General features: G+C 34.9%; 16 protein-coding genes. 2 read left to right on the top strand and 14 right to left on the bottom strand.

The window, feature by feature from the left end:
- Positions 1-14: 14 nt before the first annotated feature.
- The 12 genes from brxC to EKM66_RS06225 all read right to left on the bottom strand — a co-directional run bounded on the left by brxC (position 15) and on the right by EKM66_RS06225 (position 16,742).
- Entirely contained in the window at positions 15-3,692 is a 3,678-nt protein-coding gene (gene brxC / locus EKM66_RS06280; protein WP_125762723.1) for a BREX system P-loop protein BrxC, read from the bottom strand.
- Between the two features lie 17 nt (positions 3,693-3,709).
- Entirely contained in the window at positions 3,710-4,291 is a 582-nt protein-coding gene (locus EKM66_RS06275) for a DUF1788 domain-containing protein (RefSeq protein WP_125762721.1), read from the bottom strand.
- Position 4,292: 1 nt separating this feature from the next.
- Positions 4,293-4,886 carry a DUF1819 family protein gene (locus EKM66_RS06270; RefSeq protein WP_164505066.1) on the bottom strand — a complete coding sequence of 198 codons (594 nt, stop codon included), beginning with the start codon at positions 4,884-4,886 and terminating at the stop codon, positions 4,293-4,295.
- A gap of 273 nt (positions 4,887-5,159) precedes the next feature.
- Positions 5,160-7,403 carry a S8 family peptidase gene (locus tag EKM66_RS06265; protein WP_125762717.1) on the bottom strand — a complete coding sequence of 748 codons (2,244 nt, stop codon included), beginning with the start codon at positions 7,401-7,403 and terminating at the stop codon, positions 5,160-5,162.
- The gene (locus EKM66_RS06260; RefSeq protein WP_125762715.1) at positions 7,400-8,440 is read right to left on the bottom strand and encodes an ATP-binding protein; all 1,041 of its coding nucleotides are present in this window, start codon (positions 8,438-8,440) and stop codon (positions 7,400-7,402) included. The genes EKM66_RS06265 and EKM66_RS06260 overlap by 4 nt, the downstream gene beginning before the upstream one ends.
- Before the next feature lie 127 nt (positions 8,441-8,567).
- On the bottom strand, positions 8,568-9,206 hold the full coding sequence (locus EKM66_RS06255; RefSeq protein WP_125762712.1) for an SDR family oxidoreductase: 639 nt from the start codon (positions 9,204-9,206) through the stop codon (positions 8,568-8,570).
- A gap of 133 nt (positions 9,207-9,339) precedes the next feature.
- Positions 9,340-10,146, bottom strand: a complete 807-nt coding sequence (locus tag EKM66_RS06250) for a DUF2399 domain-containing protein (RefSeq protein ID WP_125762710.1) — start codon at positions 10,144-10,146, stop codon at positions 9,340-9,342.
- 1 nt (position 10,147) lies between these two features.
- Positions 10,148-10,555 (bottom strand): hypothetical protein, encoded by a 408-nt coding sequence (locus EKM66_RS06245; RefSeq protein ID WP_125762708.1) that lies wholly within the window; start codon positions 10,553-10,555, stop codon positions 10,148-10,150.
- Between the two features lie 6 nt (positions 10,556-10,561).
- Positions 10,562-13,267 (bottom strand): ATP-binding protein, encoded by a 2,706-nt coding sequence (locus EKM66_RS06240; RefSeq protein ID WP_125762706.1) that lies wholly within the window; start codon positions 13,265-13,267, stop codon positions 10,562-10,564.
- A 2-nt stretch (positions 13,268-13,269) separates the two neighbouring features.
- Positions 13,270-14,274 carry a hypothetical protein gene (locus EKM66_RS06235; RefSeq protein WP_125762704.1) on the bottom strand — a complete coding sequence of 335 codons (1,005 nt, stop codon included), beginning with the start codon at positions 14,272-14,274 and terminating at the stop codon, positions 13,270-13,272.
- Positions 14,275-14,282: 8 nt separating this feature from the next.
- The gene (locus EKM66_RS06230) at positions 14,283-15,782 is read right to left on the bottom strand and encodes a hypothetical protein (RefSeq protein ID WP_125762703.1); all 1,500 of its coding nucleotides are present in this window, start codon (positions 15,780-15,782) and stop codon (positions 14,283-14,285) included.
- A gap of 108 nt (positions 15,783-15,890) precedes the next feature.
- Positions 15,891-16,742, bottom strand: coding sequence for a fructosamine kinase family protein (locus EKM66_RS06225; protein WP_125762700.1), 852 nt, complete (start codon positions 16,740-16,742; stop codon positions 15,891-15,893).
- Positions 16,743-16,822: 80 nt separating this feature from the next.
- Between EKM66_RS06225 and EKM66_RS06220 the strand changes: the two genes are divergently transcribed.
- Together EKM66_RS06220 and EKM66_RS06215 are read left to right on the top strand one after the other, a co-directional pair.
- A complete protein-coding gene (locus EKM66_RS06220) occupies positions 16,823-17,257 on the top strand; it encodes a MarR family winged helix-turn-helix transcriptional regulator (RefSeq protein ID WP_125762698.1) in 435 nt (144 codons plus the stop codon).
- 12 nt (positions 17,258-17,269) lie between these two features.
- On the top strand, positions 17,270-18,208 hold the full coding sequence (locus tag EKM66_RS06215; RefSeq protein WP_125762696.1) for a nucleoside hydrolase: 939 nt from the start codon (positions 17,270-17,272) through the stop codon (positions 18,206-18,208).
- Between the two features lie 164 nt (positions 18,209-18,372).
- Here EKM66_RS06215 and EKM66_RS06210 read toward each other — a convergent pair whose 3' ends face one another.
- A complete protein-coding gene (locus tag EKM66_RS06210; protein ID WP_125762694.1) occupies positions 18,373-19,716 on the bottom strand; it encodes a Na+/H+ antiporter NhaC family protein in 1,344 nt (447 codons plus the stop codon).
- Positions 19,717-19,863: 147 nt separating this feature from the next.
- On the bottom strand, positions 19,864-20,073 hold a 210-nt coding region (locus EKM66_RS12535; RefSeq protein ID WP_404811460.1), incomplete at its 5' end, for a transposase.

The following is a 20,073-nucleotide window of genomic DNA, read 5'->3' as shown; positions in this document are numbered from 1 at the left end:
ATGACTCTTTTATTTTACAATTCGATATCCACACTATCGTTATTTTGTAACTGTTTTAATAATTCCTTTTTCAATAACTCCAGTTTAACATCAATATCCTCTTCATTCTGAATTCTCCATGAACGAGAAATTGATAGATCGTTAATATTAATATGTTTAACTTGCTTCGGAGTCACAGTTGGAACTGGATCTTTGACAGTGACCTTTGTGGTATCAACCGAGCTACTAGTTCCTTTTTCTTCACTAACGTCCTTGTTGTCTACCTTTACTTCCAGCCGTTGGATATTATCAGCTTCGCGTTTTGCAACAAATGCATCAATTTGATCCAGCATAACGGATTTACGAGTACCAGCTGCCGCTGGAAAAATAGCCACTACATCATTCAGCGTATTGGAATCTTCAGCATTCTTAATCAACTGATCAAAAATACCATTAATCTTATCATCAAAATCATCACTTGCATCATTCTTTGCGGCATATTCTAAAGCATCATTTCGGTTGGCATTAATAATTCCCTTAGTGTCATGTAAACTTGCCTCAAATTCTACCATGAATGCATTGTTGAAGTCGGTGACCAAAGTATTCAATTCCTGAACCTTACCTTGTGGTCTATTAGAATTGATAATATTACTTATTTTATCAACAATTTGTTTTACTTCATTGTGCTTAAAGAATTCTTTTGAATTATCATATATATTCAACTTACCTTGAGCATTTTTCCAAATTGCCTTTTGATTGGTACTCTTGTAAAATTCACGAATTCCATATTCATCCATATCATCAGACCAATCAAGAAGCTGATCCTTCTTGTCACTGATATATTTGAAATATGCATCAGAATCTAATCCACCTTGTCTAGATCTATTCAATGGTTGAATTAAATCTCGACCGGTTTGTAAAATATCTTGACCTGGATAATAGGAATCCTCTCTCAAATAGGAATCAACTGTATCTAATTCATTTTTAACATTATCTTTTAAATCATCTACTAGAGCATCATCATCTTCATTAATGAATGTTCTCTTATTGAAAACCTCATCTGCGACTTCAAGAAAATCTTTTTTGACCTTAGGATCTATGGCATTTCTAGGTTCCATCTGGACTTTATCTATATAGGATTTTTTTGTAAAGTAATCGGCAAGTTTAACTGGTTCGACAGCTGTGCTCAAACTTAGGACTGTTCCTTGAACATACACCTTGATCTTCGCATCAATGAATAACTTTGCAACCAACCATTTAATATCAATATCACGATAACCAAATGGTATACCAGTAAATTTATCCAAAATAGACTTGAGAGAAACTCTATTATGTCCAGAAACCATTCGTGTGATTTGATCATCAACCGCTTGTAATGCCTGTCCATTCTCGCCTGTATCTAATTTCATTCCATCCGTTTTTTTAAACAAGTTAATAATGGATCTATCATCTTCTGGAACATCAATATAACTGAGATTACGATAAACTTCATCGACCAATAAGGTCTGAGCATCTTCTAGGCGTTTATTAAAATCTTTTCCTGAAACTTCATATTTCTCACCTTGGACATAGATATCAGTATCCTTTAGAGCATCACGAATCTCATCACGGGCTTTATCATTAAGTGTATTACGTTCAATACTCTTCAAATCAATAATACGTTTTGATCGTTCATCCGTTGGCTGATTATTAATATCCATTAGATATTTTTGGATTTTTAAAGCTTGTCTAAGATCATCAACATACTGTCCTTCTGCAGGGAAATCAACAATTACCTGAGGTTGATCTGGTGATGATGAAATTCTTCTCAACTGAATCTCATCCCTATTGAAGTCACCCTCCATGGTATTCAACTTAATGCTCAATGCACTATTAACTTGTCCGATAGGTTGCTCATCGACGAAACGATCGAAATTAAATGTATAGTTTTTATTGAGCTTAGGATATACAAAATTCCTACTAATGTCTTTGGTCAAATACTCACCAATTGCTTTGGAAATTTCACTGTAGTCAACATTCTTACGACTAATTTGTTTACTAATATCTTGCTCTGCATCAGTTAAGAACTCATATCCATGCGTTGTCTTTTCAACTAATTCTTGATTCATTAATACACGTAAGGCATCTTTGACCTTGCTTTCTAATTCCGTTCTATCAGTATTAATGGAATCAATCATTAGAGTAACGACGTTATTCAATGTAGCATCAAAATTTGAAACATACTTGACCATAAATAATGTTTCTAGAACTTGAACAGCAAATGGATTATCTTCGTGGTTAGGATTAATAACATCATTATCAATTGCGTGTTTAATAACAATTAAGTGAGTATGATCAAGGAACTGATCCAAACCATTAAAGAAAATACTGAATGGAACAATCGTATCTAATTCACGGTTTTCTAACAATTGTGCTGATTCTTGGAAAACAGCTAGCATTGAACGTTCTCCATTAGCTAAATGTTTACCATCTGACCCATTCTCACGAATGGCAGTCAAAGTATCTTGTAAAAGATTGAATTGATAAGGTACAAATGGGTAAACATCAGCAAAGGTCTCTGGGCTATCATAACGTTTACGTTCTACATCCCCATCAAACGTCAAAATATTATTGATACTGTGTTGATCTTTAACATAAACTTGTTCCAATTCTGTCTTACTATCTTCAGTCTTAGCCAATAAACGTTTTTTAATAACTTCATCTACATTGGCTGAAGACATAGCGATACGTGTGTTAAAGCGTCCTTGAATCTTAGAGAAGTCTTGTCCCTTCAAATTATCAGTAACTTCATCAATGGCTTGTTGACTGGTAACAACAACCCAGGCCTTACCGTGTGTATAAGTACCAAGATCTTCAACAATGCTTTGCAAATTCAACATTCTATTAGGGCTGTCACCAACATATTGACCAACTTCATCAACTAAAAATACCATATGATAATCATCGGCCTGCTTCTCTATATGCTTATTAATCATCTTGGCAAAACTCTCGACACTGATAGGATATACAGTTTTAACTTGATCAATTAATCCTGAGGCATCTTCTTCATTCATATAGCCAATTTCAATAAGTGTCTTTTTAATTGCACCAAGATTAAAGGCAAAACTATTTCTAGCTTCAATCCAGTCTGTCCCCTTTATTTCCTTGAACTTACTCTTGAATGCCTCATATTCTTCAGGGCTATCTTCAAGTAACTTACGTTCCATATCCGCAATCCAAAAGTTAGTTCCAGTAAATCCTTGTTGCTCATTAAACACTTGTAAAAATACATTTAAAATTGCTTCTTTTTCGGATTTATTTCTATCCTTAGCTTTTGAATCAATATTAAATAGCATGACGTCATTAGGAACTGTCGTAGCTAATTCCATATCATTAATCGTCATTTGATCTTTAATCTTGCTATCATCCAAGAAATAATCAATCGCACGTTTACCATCAACTTCTCGATTCTCTAGTAGATAAGACAGAATCTTCAAGAAGTGAGACTTACCAGATCCAAAGAAACCTGAAATCCAAACTCCCATATTAGTAGTGTCATTATTGATACTCTTGGAATATGCACCAAAAAACTTTCTAAAATGTGTTTCCAATTCTCTGGTAACAACATATTCTTCAAGTTCCTGTTTGATGTTAGCATCTTGATCATCACCAATTGTAATAACACCTTTGATATTACGATTAATCGGTTTCGAAAATACGTCTTTAATTTGCATTGCTAATTCCTCTATATTTAGTTAATTTGAAATGCACGATAATAATTATCTTCTTTTGCTTCGCCAAACATGCTTAAGCTGAGGCCGTCGTACTTACCCGGATAAAATAGTACCACCGGAATATCACTTATAATCTGATGCATAGTATTCAAAATTTTATGTGCTCTAATCAATGGATAGATTTGGCCAATTCCTGTTACAAAAACTACGACATCGGTTTTACCATTTAATTTAGCTTCCATATATTTTACAAATTTGTTGTCAGAATTAGTCATTTCAAAAGCATTATTCAATTGCTCAGCCAAATAATCAATTCCATCTTCAGATTCCATATCAATGACTGCATCATGAATTCCCATATCATCAATAAGTTCCCACATGATCTTATAAACATTGAATTCAATAATATCAACGCCCACCGTTTCTTTGTTTAATTGATCCTTCATATTAATTATATCTTCAGAAACAGTTGGTTCATCTTTAGGATCATATGCCAATATATAATAAGAAACTTCATTAGATAATCCTCTACTATGTTGGAAGTCACTATTTTTAATCTTATCTCTTAAATGTTCTAATTTTGTATTAGTATCAGTCATCTTATCTCCCCAATAATGATGCTAGAGCTACATTTGCATTTTGATCTCTCATAACATCCTGTAATCTAATATCTATTAAAGGCCGTATCACATCGTCGTACTCACCCTTGTCTTCAAGAAGCCCAGCCTCTCTTAAAAAGGATAAATATGATCCTGCAAGCCTTAATACTGTTTCATCTGTCCAACCAGCAACTTGATCACTTTCTGCCTGCTTGCGATCAAAGAATGATTGAACTTCATAATCATAAAGTTTAGAGTCTCCTAATAGTAATTCATCTCTGAACGATTCATACATAAACTCACTGAATAGCTTGTCCATGTTCATTATTGAAACTAAATTAACTATCTTTTGATTCGACATATTTAAAGATGGAAATAATTCAAGATAACTCTTATCTAAAGTATCTATCCTCATTTTAATAGTTTGATACATACGTATAGATCTGTCCTTAGAGCTTTGTTTAAAATAATTATCCTCTACAGACATAGCTTTAATATCATCAAAACTTTTACCACTATTTATCAAATCAATATATTGAGAAAATTCATTATACCAAAAGGATCTTGAGACTAATCCTGCACTATATTTTGCCATTAAATTGTCACCTCTAAAGTCATTTTCTGTCATCTATAATTATATCAATCCATTGAGTCGAAATTTTAAATTTTTTAAGGTATTTAATTTAATCTAGCCAAATAAGTATAACAATTGTAAATAGTATTTTGTTTAAACATTTTAAAAAAGAGTATTATTTTAAATGGGCTTACAAAATAAAAAAACTCGTAATTTACGATACAGAGAAATAATACAAAAATAAAAGCAGTTGTCGAAAAAAATTCCGACAACTGCTTTTATTAACTTACAATATTAATCAAATGTTATATCTTCACTTAAACTATTATATAGCTTGATTTGCGTATCAATTTGAATTTGATTAACCAACCAACCTCTCAATTGAGCTTGATTTATAAAATCATCAATTCTATTGACGCCATTTAGTTCCTTTAGAGTAACCACAACCCCAAATCTTACTCCTTGACCATCTCTTTTTTTCAAACGCTCTATCGTTTTGACACTCATCCCCCACTGTGGATTTGATTTATTCACAATGGGTTTGGATCTTTTTCTTGGTGTAAACGTCTCTGCAATATGTTTAACGTTATCCCATTTTCTATATATCGCACGAGCAGAATTTTCCCTTATGTAACCGGGAGCATCATCATCATTTTGCTTGTCCTTGTTTATTGGTTCAATCCCGTCCTCTTTTAATCTACCAAATGTTAAATTTAGTTCAGTATTAGTATAGTCGACTCCCTGATTCCTAGAACATTTGGGAAAATAGCACATTGTGGCTTTTGCAACATATGGAAATTCATTTTTAAATATCGGTACAGGGAAATCATAGTTATATGAATCATATTTTTCGGATATATCTGTCACAATAAATTTTATTTCGTCATCCTTGGTTGATAAAATATCATTAATTTTTATTGGAACAATACCGTTACCCAGTAATGTTTGTTCCTCAAAACTTTTTTTATCATTCCAACCAATAGCTGAATCAATTATTAAAGCCTTCGCAGCCTCTTTACTTAAACCCATAATATAAATTAAATAAGCTAGTTTTCTACTAATAAAGGGTGCAGCAAAACTTGTTCCGGCTACCTGTTCAGCTCCCAAAGGCTTACAAACATTAATAAAATCGCCATTACCTCCTCCATAATATGAGACATCTGGTTTTATGAAAAACGATAAGACGATTCCTTTTCTTGAAAAATCTACCGGATTATTATTAAAATCAACAGAGTTAACTATTATTGAATTCAACGAATCTGCTGGAGCTCCAATTTTCTTCCTGTGATTATTTACCATCTTAAAATTAGTACCAGCTATAACAAATATTACATCATATTCAAACTGAATATCATCTAGAACTGCAGCTTCTGCTGAAATAAAGTTTGATCTAACCTCATCGGAAGAACCCAACGATAAATTCCATACTTTAATATCAGTATTCTGAGATACAATTTCTTGAATTTGTTTAATAATTGAAAATGAATTGAATCCTGAATGTAAAGAAACTCCAAAATGGCGTACTCTAAATCTCCCACATCCATCATCCAAATTCTTATTTAAATTGGGGCCATCAACAATCAAGGATGTGACTGCCGTCCCATGTTCGTAATCGCTAGATTCTTTGGGAATATTCTCAGATATCATATCGTGATAATCCACCCATTCTCCAAAGTACACATTTTGTTCAAAAAGTGTATCAATAACACCAACAATTGGCTCATTGGTAGGAGATGGTATAGCAGTATTTATATCTTCTATAGATTTTTCAAAATCATCATGTGATAGTTTTGAAAAATCCTCAACCGCCATAGAAATCAAATATGGAGCTCTACCCAAAAGCAAGTTTACATTCCTGTCATCCAGTAATACAGTCGTACTATTTAAGATACTTTCCGTAGTAATATTGATACCAATTTTACTCAACAGTTTGCTTACATCCACACCAATATCATAAAAAGTAATAATGGAATTTTGAATATTCTTAATATCAATTTTTTCTATTCCAAAGTTATCAACAAAACAAGCATCCCGAATATATTGTTTAAATGTAGTTTTAGAAATGTCGTATTTTTCATATGGAATAGAGTCAAAAGTAGCAGTAGTATCAAACAATTCTTTATTTATTACTACATCTGAAAAAAATAACTTGAATACTTTTAAAACATTTTCAGAATTCTTTATTGTATTTTCTAAGGTATTTTTGGCTACGTAATGTGTAATTATATGTTGATTTTTATCTTTATTGAACTTTGCCCCTACAATTGAATCATTTGATGTATTTTTACTATCGATTTTCAAATATCCATTAATTCTATTACTCTTCGCTACTATTCTATTGTAGTAAGCACTAATTAATACACCATCGATAAGATTATTGTCGTTCCAAAAATTCTGAACCTTCAATAATGAATTATGTATATTAACTAACTTTGAATAATTAACTTTCGCATCCCTAGGCACTGACATTGACATACGATTCGCAGTTCTGTTTCGCTGCATGAATCTTTTCCCATTTAGTGTTAGTACATTATTCATGATTTACCCTCACTCAATTCTCTGGAAACACTGCTTTTTGAAATTCCCGTTAAAACCTCTATTTCTCTAACCGTAAATCCCAACTTATATAATTCTTCAATGTTTAGTGATTTTCCGCTATGAATCCCCTTCAATAAACGTTTTAAATAGTCATTGGGATCATCAGGATCACTAAAGGCCAATGAAGTTCTTATTAGATTTTTTAAATCTCCTGGAAGTAATTTACTAGTATTACTCTTCATTATTTTTTTAAATAACCTCGTATCTCTAGTCACACCTTTAAACTGTTTCAAATAATCATTTAAAATACTTTCAGAGACCTCTAACAGATCTTGATCAGTATATCTATCAAAATTTATAGTTGCATCAAATCGACGAACTAATGCTTTATCCAACTCATCAAATAAATTAGTAGTTGCAATCATTACTACCTCAGGATTAAGGGTGTCTAATGATTTCAAAAAAGTAGAAGTAACTCGTCCCATTTCTCTAATATCATTTTGATTTATCCTATCTAATGCTATTGCATCAATTTCATCAAATAAAAATACATACTGATTCAAAAAGGGCATACCATTAATTGATTTAAATAATGAATTTAAATTTTTAGACGTTTGGCCTAATTTGCTATCCACCAAATCACTAAAATTAACCATCAATAGCTTTCGACCCAATAATCTTGTTATCTGTTTTGCACTTTCTGTTTTCCCAGTTCCTGGAGATCCAGCAAACAAAAATTTATTAATACCAATATTATGATTAACTGCATTTATTATTCCCTTTAGATCATTAGATATTGTCGTAGGAAGTGGTAGTGCATCAGTATTTGTTTCAATAAGTGTAAGGTTTTCACTAATATCATTAATCTGAGGAACAAATCTATCTGATTGTGACAACAAACCCATAATATATTGTGCAAGTTGTGACTCACCTGATCTATCAAAATCTCTAGCAATAGTTATAGCTTGATCTTTAAATTCTCGATTTTTATCTTCATAGTGATATTTGATTAAATTGAGTACATCTTCTTTTTTCATACCAATTCCTCCTTACATTGGTCACATTATATCACGTTTGGGACAGTATTAGTTATAATGGGACAATAAGCTGCAATTAAAAAAAGCACATCCAAAAGGACATGCTTCAATCAAACTTCTACATCAACTAATACCAAGCAGGTTTATCCCCATCAGTACCAGGTTTATCAACACCAATTGACTCGCGGTTAAACTTGTCAGGTGCTTGTGTAATATCAACAACTAATTGAGCAACAGACTTACGTGAAACTTCTGTACCCTTGAAGGCTTCACCTTTTTGAGTAGTCTCATAATCCACTTCGTCCTTATCAGTTAACCAAGCTGGACGAATAATTGTGTATTCCAAATCTGAATCTTCAATAACTTTTGCGGCTGAAGCATAGTTTGTAATGTAGCTGCCAAGTGTCTTATTATTCCATTCACCGAACTTGCCAGGTACTTCATCATAAATACCTAATGTTGAAATCCAGATCAAGCGTTTCAATCCGGTTGCATGCATTGCTTCAACGATTGTTTCGGCTTGTTCTTTGATATTGCTACCAGCTAAGTTGGCATAAACAACATCAACGTCTTTCATTGACTCGACCAATGTATCCTCATCAGTAGTATCTCCACCAACAATTTCAACCAATCTATTATCAATATCACGTAATCTTGCGGGATTTCTCAAATACAATCTCAAGCTATTATTAGTTGAATCCAAATATATTTGTGTTGCTCGACGGGCAATCTTTCCGTTAGCACCAAGTACCAATACTCTTGTCATTCTCTGTATCCCCCTACTTTTTCTTTACGTTCTCACTATAGTTTAGAACACTATTTATTACAAAAATAGCTTCTCGTAAAAATTAAGGTAGACATAAAAGTGATAATTATATTTATGGTGTCATTTATTGGTTCTAATCCACAGATATGTTTTTTAGCCACTGCTCAATTAAAGGTTCATATTCACCAATCAGCTGTTCCTGTTCAACAAATCTTTTAAACACATAAATCGATGTCATTTCTTCTTTTAAAATCTTATTTTCAACAAGTGCTCCTTCAGTTCTATGGATATCTTCCTTACCAAACCTCATAAGCCAGTCAACAACTCGTTCTGGTGTTTGAATAGAAAACAAATCCTGATCTACTATTTTAGATACTCTGTCAGCAATGCGAATTCCCTCACTGTCTAAATCTCCCAAATAAGTCATTTTCAAATTTTTATCAGCTAAATATTTCAATAACTTATTGTATGATTCATTGAAGTCGTTCCCTGATTGGTTAATCAGTGGCCATTGAGGATGAAGTTTATGCAGCCAAATAAATACTCCATTATTTTCTACAATAATAGCTTTTTGATTCATAAAAGGAATATTCGACATAAAGTCAACTTGCCAAGGATTCAGTGTCACTGGCTGTGGAAGATTCGTTTGAAAAATATTAGCACTAATAAATGATGTTCCTATCAATTGCGAAGTTAATTCATCAATTCTTTTATCATCAAAAAAATGTTTCAAGATCCACTGATAATACTTATAAATTACTGGATTCTCTTTAGAATCGTTCAGAGTATGTGCTGTGAATCCCAGATCCACTGCTTGTTGTCCACGAGGTGGCAACTGAATACCAGCATTGATCTTGTCAAATAGAACATCTAACTTTTCAGCATTTTCAGGTAATTTATTACCTGATTCATTCTTGTACATTTCAGTATAGCGACTCATCTTATTCCTCTCGCCAGATCATGGCTTCACGAACAGTATTGTTATGGAACTTACCATCATTTCTATTCTTTGGAGCAATTACATCATATGCAATGTTTTCAACTCCGTCTGCCAAAATTTTATTTTGTGCGCCACTTGGCATTGTTGCAATAAAGCTAAATCCAAAGTTATCAATTGTTCTAGCAAATGATTTAGCTGTATCAGGATCCAATTTATCAGCGAATTCGTCAAACATCACCATGTGTGGTGAATCAACTTTCTTTGATCTCTGTAAAAACATCTTAGGAACCAACAATAATGGCAAAACCATAGCTTGTGCCTTCTCTGCTCCAGATCCACCAGATTGAACAAAGTTATCATCAACTAATTCAAATTCACCATCTGCGGCTTGTTTACGATGTATCCACACTTGGAATTATGACCACTGACGGATATCTAACAACTGGTGTGCCGCTTCCATAAACTGATCATCATCTTCAGCAATATTGATATCATTTGCCAATCTCTCCAAACGCTTCTGAACCTCTTTCAATAATGCTGGTCTTTTAGTCAAGTCGCTGTTCCGTGCTTCCTCAATAACCTGTTCATCAACATTCACTGGATGCAAAGATACCTTTAATTGAATACCCTGCGATTGACGAACTCCATGAGCCAAAATTTGATTGTATTCGTCGACCAAATCATATTGTTCTGAAATCTGATGCGTTGCGGCTCCCATATAAGTTAACTGTGCTGCCTCATTACCGGTATTAAGTTGTTCCAATGATTTGGAAACAGCTTCTTTGTCCTCTGATATTAATTTCTGAGCTTCGTTTATATCAAATGACACAACTCTTAAATCGTTTTTATCGATTGAGCGTTGTTGCCTCATTGAACTGGCGATCATGGCATGTCCACGCTCCTCAAAAATTGCATCTAACGCATAACGATCAGGCTTGCCGTCTACATCACTATGACGAATATTGTAGCCAATCTTATCAGATAAATCACCAAAGCTATGATTTTTGATTTGATTACGATTTTGATCCACGAATTTCAATGTTTCAGTAATCTTATCAAGCTCATAACCTTTGATCATATATGGAGCTAAGGTTTTAAGATTGCTTTCCGTCCGTGTAGCTAACTCTTCTAAGGTCAAATGCAGTTCTGCAATCTTTTGATTCAAATTATTGATATCAGTTTGTGTTTCTATTTTATCCTTATTAAATTCATCTTCAGAGCGTTGGTACTGCGCTTGTTTATTATTGGCCTCAGTTATTTTCTTTTCTAGTTCATTATCAATTACTAACTCGTTGATTTGTTTTTGCAATTCATTAATTTTCTTCTTCTGATCAGCTACTTCAAAGTCTTGATAATCATCTTGCAGTTTGCGTCCTGACTCATCTTTAGCATTCTTAGCAAATTGAAATTTATCAGTTACTCGAACTGTTTTAGATTGAATATCATTCATGATCCCTTGCAATTGTCTTAATTTATCCAACGTATCTGACAAATCTGCCAATAAATCTTTTCTATCCAGGAAACTCTGAAGATCCGAATGTGTTGCTAACAAATTCAATCTCTTCTGTTCTAATTCCGTATAATGAATGTTCATCTTTGCCGCACCAGCATTATGGACGTCCATATTGTCTTGATGCAAGCCTGCTCTGACTTTACCAGACATCAAACTAGTTACACGTAAATCAATCTTTCCATCCATGTTTTCACGGATTTCAGAGACTATCTCGATATCAGCAGTCAATCGGCTTTGACTTTTTTCGATATTTTTATATTTTGTAATCAGCGTTTTTGTTTTTCGTAAATAGTCTTCCATAGATGAAATCAATTCTGATGTTTCTTTGTCTTTAATAAGTTCCTTTAAACTACTCAAATCAGCTGCAGCTGCACTAACACTATCTTTTAACGGAATAATTTGTCGATTAACGTTTTCAGCATTCTTATTTAATTGATCAAGTTCCTGTTGAACATTTTGCAACTCCACTTGTTGCTGTTTATATTCCGCCTCTAAGTTTTCATAATTAGCTAGTTGTTTCGTTAGGAAAGCCACCATATCCTGCTTAATATTGCGCTGATCCTCAATATTTCGCTGTCTAGCCATCTTTTCCTGAAGATTTTGAACATCCATTTTTGCCTGTTCTAACAATGGATGAATTTTTTCAAGCTGCTCAATTTGTTCAGATAATTTACGCTGATTATTATCTCTAAGACTCTCTTGAGAACTTAATTCGCGATTCTTTTTTGAATATGGTTCAAGAGTTATATCATTCAAATGATTCAAGTTTCTCCAAAATATTTCTGTCTTAATTCTATTTAATCGTTCTTCTGCTCGAGACAAGCGCTCAAAAGTCAAATTTTTCTTGTTAACCTCTCGTTGTGAGAAGGCAACTGAATCGATCATCTGGTTATCAATACCTTCTTGAGCGTTCTTCATTGCCTCAAGAATTGGCGTGATACTTGCATTACCAGCAGTTAGTATTGGTGATGCCAGAAGTCTATAGGTGATTGCCAACTGATTCAAATTTTTCGTATCAACGAATCCATAAACTTTTTCAGATACACAGTTTTGAAACTCACTTACGTTTGAAAAAACTTCAAAATCAGCATTGATGTTCTCATTTGCTTCAATGAATTCGTCCTTTTCGAGACTTATTCCCGACTTATCGGTTGTTTTTATATTTAACTTATCTTTCGTATTCTTGCTAATTGCCACAAACCACCATGTTGGCTTCTTATTTTCACCAGCAGCTCGATGTGCACCTATTCCTACAATGACTTGCCTAGATGGTGAGCTCATCAACATGTAGCTATAACCAGTTCTAACTTTCATAGAACCACTGCCCCAACCAAGCAACATCCCTTCAAACGTACGAGAATCATTAGAACTGTTACGAGTAGTGGATTTACCCAACCCTTTTGTTCCTTTAGCCGGATTAAACGATGGCGTAGCAATGGATCCATCTATCAACATTGGGAAGAAGCAATTGGCTAATGTCGTCTTACCGGCTGTATTCTCACCGATTAACGTCAAATTACCATTTGTTGACGCCGGCATATCCAAGCTTTGATAATTATTAAAATTTCTTAAATGAAAACTAACTGGTGTTAATATATCTCTATCCATACTTAATGCTCCTCAACTGACTGTTTTTTGGATACAAACCGTGCAATTATTGGTGTCGGAAAAACAAAACCATTCCTGATATTAATTAACCCAAAATCATTTAATGCGTCTTTAACAAGACTCAAACCAATATTACTATTCGGAAAGAACTCTTTTGAAATTACTTTGATTTCCTGATTCAATTCTGATTCTGAAATACCTGAATGAATTCTATGAGCCACTTCAATTGCCACTACCGCAGGCTTTGATTTGACCTGCTGTCTCTTCTTATCTAGCAACAAAGCATAACCATCACCACATTCCAAATAAAATCGATCTAAATTATCCCATTGCTCAGCAATCTTATCCTTTTTATTCAACAAGATATCCCACAAATATGGCGATCTTTTGGCGCTGATATATCTATGTATTAGTAGAGCACGATTAACTCTTTGTGTGTCGTTCAGGACAATATTGTTCTTGCTAGTCAACTGGTCGACAATTCCTTGTGCAATCAAATTAAAATTAGGATCAACATTCCAGTATTCTGAAATTTCTTGATTATGTTCACTATCAATGAATTCTGGGTGATCTACGGTAAACAATTTGAATCTATCTACAAATAATGTAGTGATCAATCTATGAATTTCCCTTTCATCCAAATCTGTAACCTCACTATGAACCTGTCTAACGATTGTCTGGGTCAAAACATCCCGATCAGTTCTTTCATCTTGCAATTCTGGCAGGTTGATCACAGCCTTCAAAGTTGCCAACAATACATGAACCGTTTCGGGAGATTCAAACTCTGAACCAATCAGCAATAACAAATTCTCTTGGATACTCTCCGGATAGATTCCTATTAGACCATGTAGATAATTATTAACTTTTTGTTGGACAACGGTCTTTTTTAAAGATTCAGTTGCCTCAGCCATTTCTTTTGAGATACTTTTCATACTATTTGCGAATATACCTGTATCAATTAATTGATTAATAATTAAACGTTCGCTATTAAATAACTTCGTTGCCATTTTTGACCTCATTTCTTAAATACAAAATTGAATCCACTTGGTAAACGAACACTATATTCTTCCGTTTGACAGTGTAACCAAATTGGCCCCGTAGTAGGAATTGCTGTTACTTCTTGAATTGGTCTACCAAAGGGGGCAAAACTCTTGTAATTATTATATCCAGTAGCACTATACAAACGCATGATTTCATCACGTGCAATAATTGAAGTCAATTTCAGATCATGGTCAACACGACCGGTACTTGAATTAACCATTGTTAATTGCTTAAATTCCTTCAATGCATCACGTCCATTCTCCTTAACAACATCGTTATCAGCAATAATTGGATTATCCGCCGAAGTGGCAACACGTCTATTCACAGCATCAGCTTGATAGACTGCTGGTCCCAATTTATCAGCCTCTAATAAATCCGCGGGATTAGCCACCAATCGATCCTGAGCTAAATGTCTTGGAATCTGTTTGGGTACCGAGATATCTTGATAATGTGTCAACAGTTGATCAATCTGTGTTGTTAACTCCTTAATATCTACAGTTTGCCGATTTATGTGATCATATTCAGTGCTCAATAACTGAATGGCACTCATCACTGTGGTATAAATAAGAAAAATTGAATCATAACTACTATCGATTGCCGTAGTGGTTGGATCAAAACTAGCTGCTAATATTTGTAACTGATTATAAACATACTTTTTATCTCTTTGCGTATTCAGCGCTAGCTTCATCTGATTATTAACAGCCTGATCTACTTCTAGACTATCAGAACCATACCTACTTCTTGCAACTTGATCCGGAAGGCTTTTGCTCTTACTTAGTTTTTGAATAAGAGACATTTGAGATAATAATTGCTTATACGCTGGCATTGCTCTTTGTTGAAGCATCTCATTAAGGTGCTCTGCCAATTCTCCACCGTGATTAAACGCTAAGTCATTAGCAACTTCATCCAGATCCTGACTGAGTTTATGCATACCCTTCATCACATCAGAGTACGCCGAAACCATATTATTGAAATCATTGAACAATTGAGTATTAGATGTGTCAGGATATGGCTGATTCAGCTTTGAAATCAATTCTTGGAATTCCTTGATTCGAGCCGTATTGGCGGTCACGGTACTTTCAGCGTCTAGTATTTTGGGAATCATGGCTAAGTATTCAATCCCTCTACTGGTAATTCGATATACTGAAGCCTGTTGCATATGGTAATTTCCACTAGCCATACGAACACGTACCTTACGAGGTAAAACTTCGATAAACTTGGCCTCTTCGACCAATATACCTAAAACATTTTTCAAAACTGCATCAGTTATCTGATTCTCCTCTATTTTGTTATCTAAATAATCGGCATTATATCTTTCAACAATGAAGCCAAGTGTTTGAGGGATATTTATGCTATCCCGATTACTGTACAAAATATTCAAGATATTCCACCCAGCAAATGGATGATCTCGACTTCGACCTAAATTAGCTGCTAACAATAGACCTCTTAAATCATCATTAATATTTAAAACCAATTGACCGACCTCCCCAGAACTACCTATTAGTAAATTACGCATCAAAAAAGAACTACCTCTCTATTCTAATAAACAAACAAAGAAGTAGCTCTCTTTTTCAAAACAAATCTAATACTCAATCCCCTTACGCATAGCACCTTCCAAACTAGTACCGTATCCTTCACCAAACAAATTCAAATGTGCCAACAAATAATAAGTCTGGTACCAAGGTATCCGTTTCTCCCAACCAAGTTCAAGTGGATACTCCTTAGCGTATTCTTCATAGAATTCACGACCAAAGCCACCAAATAACAATGTCATGGCAATATCCATTTCACGATTACCATAGAACACATCTGGGTCGAACAGAATTGGTGATCCATCTGCTTCATAACCAACATTTCCGTTCCACAAATCACCGTGCAATAGGCTTGGCTCAACTTTGTGTTGTGAATAGAAATCCAAAATTTTCTCTTCCAATTGCACCATCAAATCTTCGCGGTACTGATTCCAATAGCGCTTATGTTTAACTTCATTGACCAACACTTCTAGACGTTGCTTGACGAAGAATACTCCCCAATCGTCTTGCCACGTGTTGATTTTGGGATTCTTAGCATTCAAAATATTATGATCTAACCCGAACTTATCATTATGTTTCTTATGCATCTTGGCGACCATCTTACCAAGATCACCATCATATCCTTCACCAAATTCAAGATAATTAGTTAGCAAATAACCATTTCCATCAACGGTTCCGGATTTAACTGGCTTAGGAGTATTAACGACGGATCCGATAAGCTCCAGTCCTTCAACTTCGTGATTGAAGAAGCTGCCGTCATTATCTGGTTGTACTTTCAAAAAATACTTGGAATCTTCAGTCGTGAGTTCAAAACTCTGATTGATATCTCCTCCGGAAACACTCTTCCAATCTACGACATTCCCTATGTCTAGTTGCTTGAACCATTCATCATTTAATTCCATCTTTGTCCGTCCTTTCCACAATTCATCATTTCCACATGCTATAATTTGAATGTAATACATTGTCTCAAGGGAGGCTTATCATGACAAGTAATGTGGCCCATCTGATCAAGGTCGCTTCAAATGAAATATCACGCAGTATCAATGATTTCGCGTCTAAATATAATCTAACTGGTACGCAAGTGCAAATAATAGACTTTTTGACTAGTTTGCCAGAAAAAAAAGATATTTTTCAAAAGGACGTTGAGGCTGAATTCAACATTCGCCGTTCGACCGCAACTAATATTCTCAAGAATATGGAAAAGAAAGATCTCATTAAACGTGTACAAGTTTCTAGTGATTCACGACTAAAGAAAATCATTCTCCTTCCCAAATCAACGGAATTAAAAGGTGCTATTGATCAATTTATGAAAGAAAATGACCAAAAGATCCTTTCAAGTTTAGGGGCATTCGAACGATTAGGATTCACTCGTGCCCTACAGAAACTACCTGAAAAACTCAAAACAGACAAAAAGTGAGGTACTTATTTAATGACTAAAGTAATTATGGATTGTGATCCTGGAATCGATGACGCAATTGCTTTGACAGTTCTATTGGCACATCCTGAAAAGGCTGATTTGATTGGTGTAACAACTGTTGGTGGTAATGTTCGACTCGAAAAAGTTACCGCTAATGCTAAAAAACTACTAACATTTCTAGATGCCAACACCGAATTAGCATCTGGACAAGCTGAACCATTAGTTAAAGAAATCGAAACTGCCGGTGAAATTCACGGTAAAACCGGTATGGACGGTTACGACTTCCCTGAAGAGAGTTCTGAATATCCTTTGGCAAGCCATAACGCCGTTACATTCATGTACAACAAGATTTCTAATTGTGACGAAAAAGTGAACATTGTCGCAACTGCCCCATTAACTAATATTGCATTGTTACTGAAGACTTTTCCTGAAGTAATGGGAAACATCGAACACATCTACATCATGGGTGGTTCAACATTGCAAGGTAACATCACAACTGCCGCAGAATTCAACGCTTACGTCGATCCTGAAGCTATGAAAATTGTTTTCGATTCTGGATTACCAATCACCTTATCTGGCTTGAATCTAACTGAGGACAAAGCTTATATGAAGATGGACGAGATCAAACATATTAAAGATCTCGGCAAAGTCGGCGTCATGGCAAGTTCAATCCTTGGATTCTATTCATCCGCTGAACTTGCTAAAGGTATGACAAAGATTCCCGTTCATGATGCATGTGCCGTTATGAGCTTGATCGCACCAGAATTATTTACTAAGAGTACTAATTATTCCATTGATGTCTCACTATCTGATGATCAATTCCGTGGCATGACTTATCCTGACCGTAGGATTTATGCGGAAGAACATAACAACATCAAAGTATTGGAAGATGTTGACCGTGAGGCATTTGTTAAGTATTTGTTTGATTCAATTGCTTCTTATGAAAAGTAGAATGAACTGTGACGTAACTATAGAATTCAGTTAACTTGCAGCGTAAACGCGTGAAAAAACACAACTTTTTCCGCTTAAATCAAATAGGGGCTGTAATCCAAAATCGGATTACAGCCCCTATTTGCCTTAATGCTCGAAAGTTAAACGTGTTTTATCACGCTCTCTTATTCCTCTTCAACCTCAAAATGATCATAACCACTTTCAGAAGTAACCTTAACCTTCGGAAAGTTCAAAAAGACAAACAACAAACTCATTATAATCATCAAGTAACAGTACCAAACCCATGGAACAACAGCTATCGGTGAAACTTTAGCCATCCCACCGGCAACCAGTAATTGTCCAGCGTAGGGAATAAGCCCTTGAACATGTGTCGCAAACATCGACAACAGTGTCGAAACTCGTGCACGAGATAATTTGAATTTACGACCTATTTCAGTTGCCAAAGGGGCAACGGTGATAATTGCAATTGTATTATTGGTCGTGGCAACACACAGCAAGGTTACTAATGCACCAATCGAGAACTCAGCGCCATGTTTGGACTTAGTTTGTTTACCCAAAGTATCCATCAACCACTGGATTCCACCGAGATACTTCATAATTTCAACCAAACCACCAACTACAATCGAAATCATAGCAATATCTTCCATGCCGGCCATCCCATCTTGAATGTACAGCATCGAACCAATCAGATCAAAGTCCTGGTGAATCACACCAATAACTACCCCCGACAAAATACCGACTAGCATAACTGGCATAACGTTCAATCCAACTAAGGATAATACAATAACCAAAATATACGGTATCAAATCAACAAAATTCCAATTGTATGAGCCGGTCAAAACAACTGTTTTAATAGGATATAACGCCAACAATATTACGTTGATTATAAGTGCTGGAATATAAGTAATGATATTTAGTCGAAATTTTTCTATCTGTTCAACCCCTTGAGTTTGAACGGAAGCAATGGCTGTCGCTGAAATAAACGACATATTATCTCCAAACATCGCACTTCCAACAACAATTCCTGCCATCAAAGCAGGATTAACGCCGGTCTTGGTCGCAACACCAACAGCAACCGGCATCAACGCTGTAATCGTCCCCATCGAGGTCCCCATCGCAAAGCTCAAGATACAACCGATAACAAAGATTCCCGGTAAAATCATATTTGATGGCAAAATACTTAATCCTAAGTTAGTAACTGAAGATACAGCATGCATCTTAGAGGCCACACCTTGAAAGGCTCCCGCTAAGATAAAAATCACGACCATCATAATCAGAGTTGGTTCACCGCCACCCTTACAAAAAGTCATGACTTTATTCGCAAATGATAGTTTCTTAGTACCTTTCGGCGGAGAAATCATGAATGAAACGATTGACGCAATAATCATTCCCACCAACAATGGCATACTATCAAATTTACCTGAAACAATTCCCGTCCAGGCATACAAGATCAAAAATACAACTAGCGGTAGCAAGCCCTTAATGCTACCTTTTTTTGTTTCCTTCATACAAAACTCCAACGTAATTTATTGTAAACACACTGTTAAAAATATTAAACCACGTCTATTAATTTAACAAGCGCAAATTGCAAGAACAAGTTAGCCACTTTTTAAAATACTGATACCAAGGGGATTTCAGTTAATGGAGTTAAGTAATTAAGCACATTCTTCATTGAATAGCTCAGCCGGTGTCTGATACCCAGTATTTTTACGAGGCATATTGTTTAGTTTATCTTCTGTTTGTGCAACCTCCGAAGGGGTTGCCAAATCGAGAGAGATTCCCTTTGGAAAATCTCTTCGTACCATGCGGTTGTGAACCTCATTGGTTCCTCGCTCACTGGATGTATATGGATGAGTGAAGTAGAC

The organism is Companilactobacillus hulinensis (assembly GCF_003946555.1).
Lineage (GTDB): Bacteria > Bacillota > Bacilli > Lactobacillales > Lactobacillaceae > Companilactobacillus > Companilactobacillus hulinensis.
Note: the sequence above shows the minus strand (reverse complement) of the source record. Positions and strands in the feature narration are given on the sequence as shown.

Bases quoted from the DNA above. Each gene is read 5' to 3' on its own strand.
- brxC (WP_125762723.1), bottom strand. From the start codon at position 3,692: ATGCAAATTAAAGACGTATTTTCGAAACCGATTAATCGTAATATCAAA.
- EKM66_RS06275 (WP_125762721.1), bottom strand. From the start codon at position 4,291: ATGACTGATACTAATACAAAATTAGAACATTTAAGAGATAAGATTAAA.
- EKM66_RS06270 (WP_164505066.1), bottom strand. From the start codon at position 4,886: ATGGCAAAATATAGTGCAGGATTAGTCTCAAGATCCTTTTGGTATAAT.
- EKM66_RS06265 (WP_125762717.1), bottom strand. From the start codon at position 7,403: ATGAATAATGTACTAACACTAAATGGGAAAAGATTCATGCAGCGAAAC.
- EKM66_RS06260 (WP_125762715.1), bottom strand. From the start codon at position 8,440: ATGAAAAAAGAAGATGTACTCAATTTAATCAAATATCACTATGAAGAT.
- EKM66_RS06255 (WP_125762712.1), bottom strand. From the start codon at position 9,206: ATGACAAGAGTATTGGTACTTGGTGCTAACGGAAAGATTGCCCGTCGA.
- EKM66_RS06250 (WP_125762710.1), bottom strand. From the start codon at position 10,146: ATGAGTCGCTATACTGAAATGTACAAGAATGAATCAGGTAATAAATTA.
- EKM66_RS06240 (WP_125762706.1), bottom strand. From the start codon at position 13,267: ATGGATAGAGATATATTAACACCAGTTAGTTTTCATTTAAGAAATTTT.
- EKM66_RS06235 (WP_125762704.1), bottom strand. From the start codon at position 14,274: ATGGCAACGAAGTTATTTAATAGCGAACGTTTAATTATTAATCAATTA.
- EKM66_RS06225 (WP_125762700.1), bottom strand. From the start codon at position 16,742: ATGGAATTAAATGATGAATGGTTCAAGCAACTAGACATAGGGAATGTC.
- EKM66_RS06220 (WP_125762698.1), top strand. From the start codon at position 16,823: ATGACAAGTAATGTGGCCCATCTGATCAAGGTCGCTTCAAATGAAATA.
- EKM66_RS06215 (WP_125762696.1), top strand. From the start codon at position 17,270: ATGACTAAAGTAATTATGGATTGTGATCCTGGAATCGATGACGCAATT.
- EKM66_RS06210 (WP_125762694.1), bottom strand. From the start codon at position 19,716: ATGAAGGAAACAAAAAAAGGTAGCATTAAGGGCTTGCTACCGCTAGTT.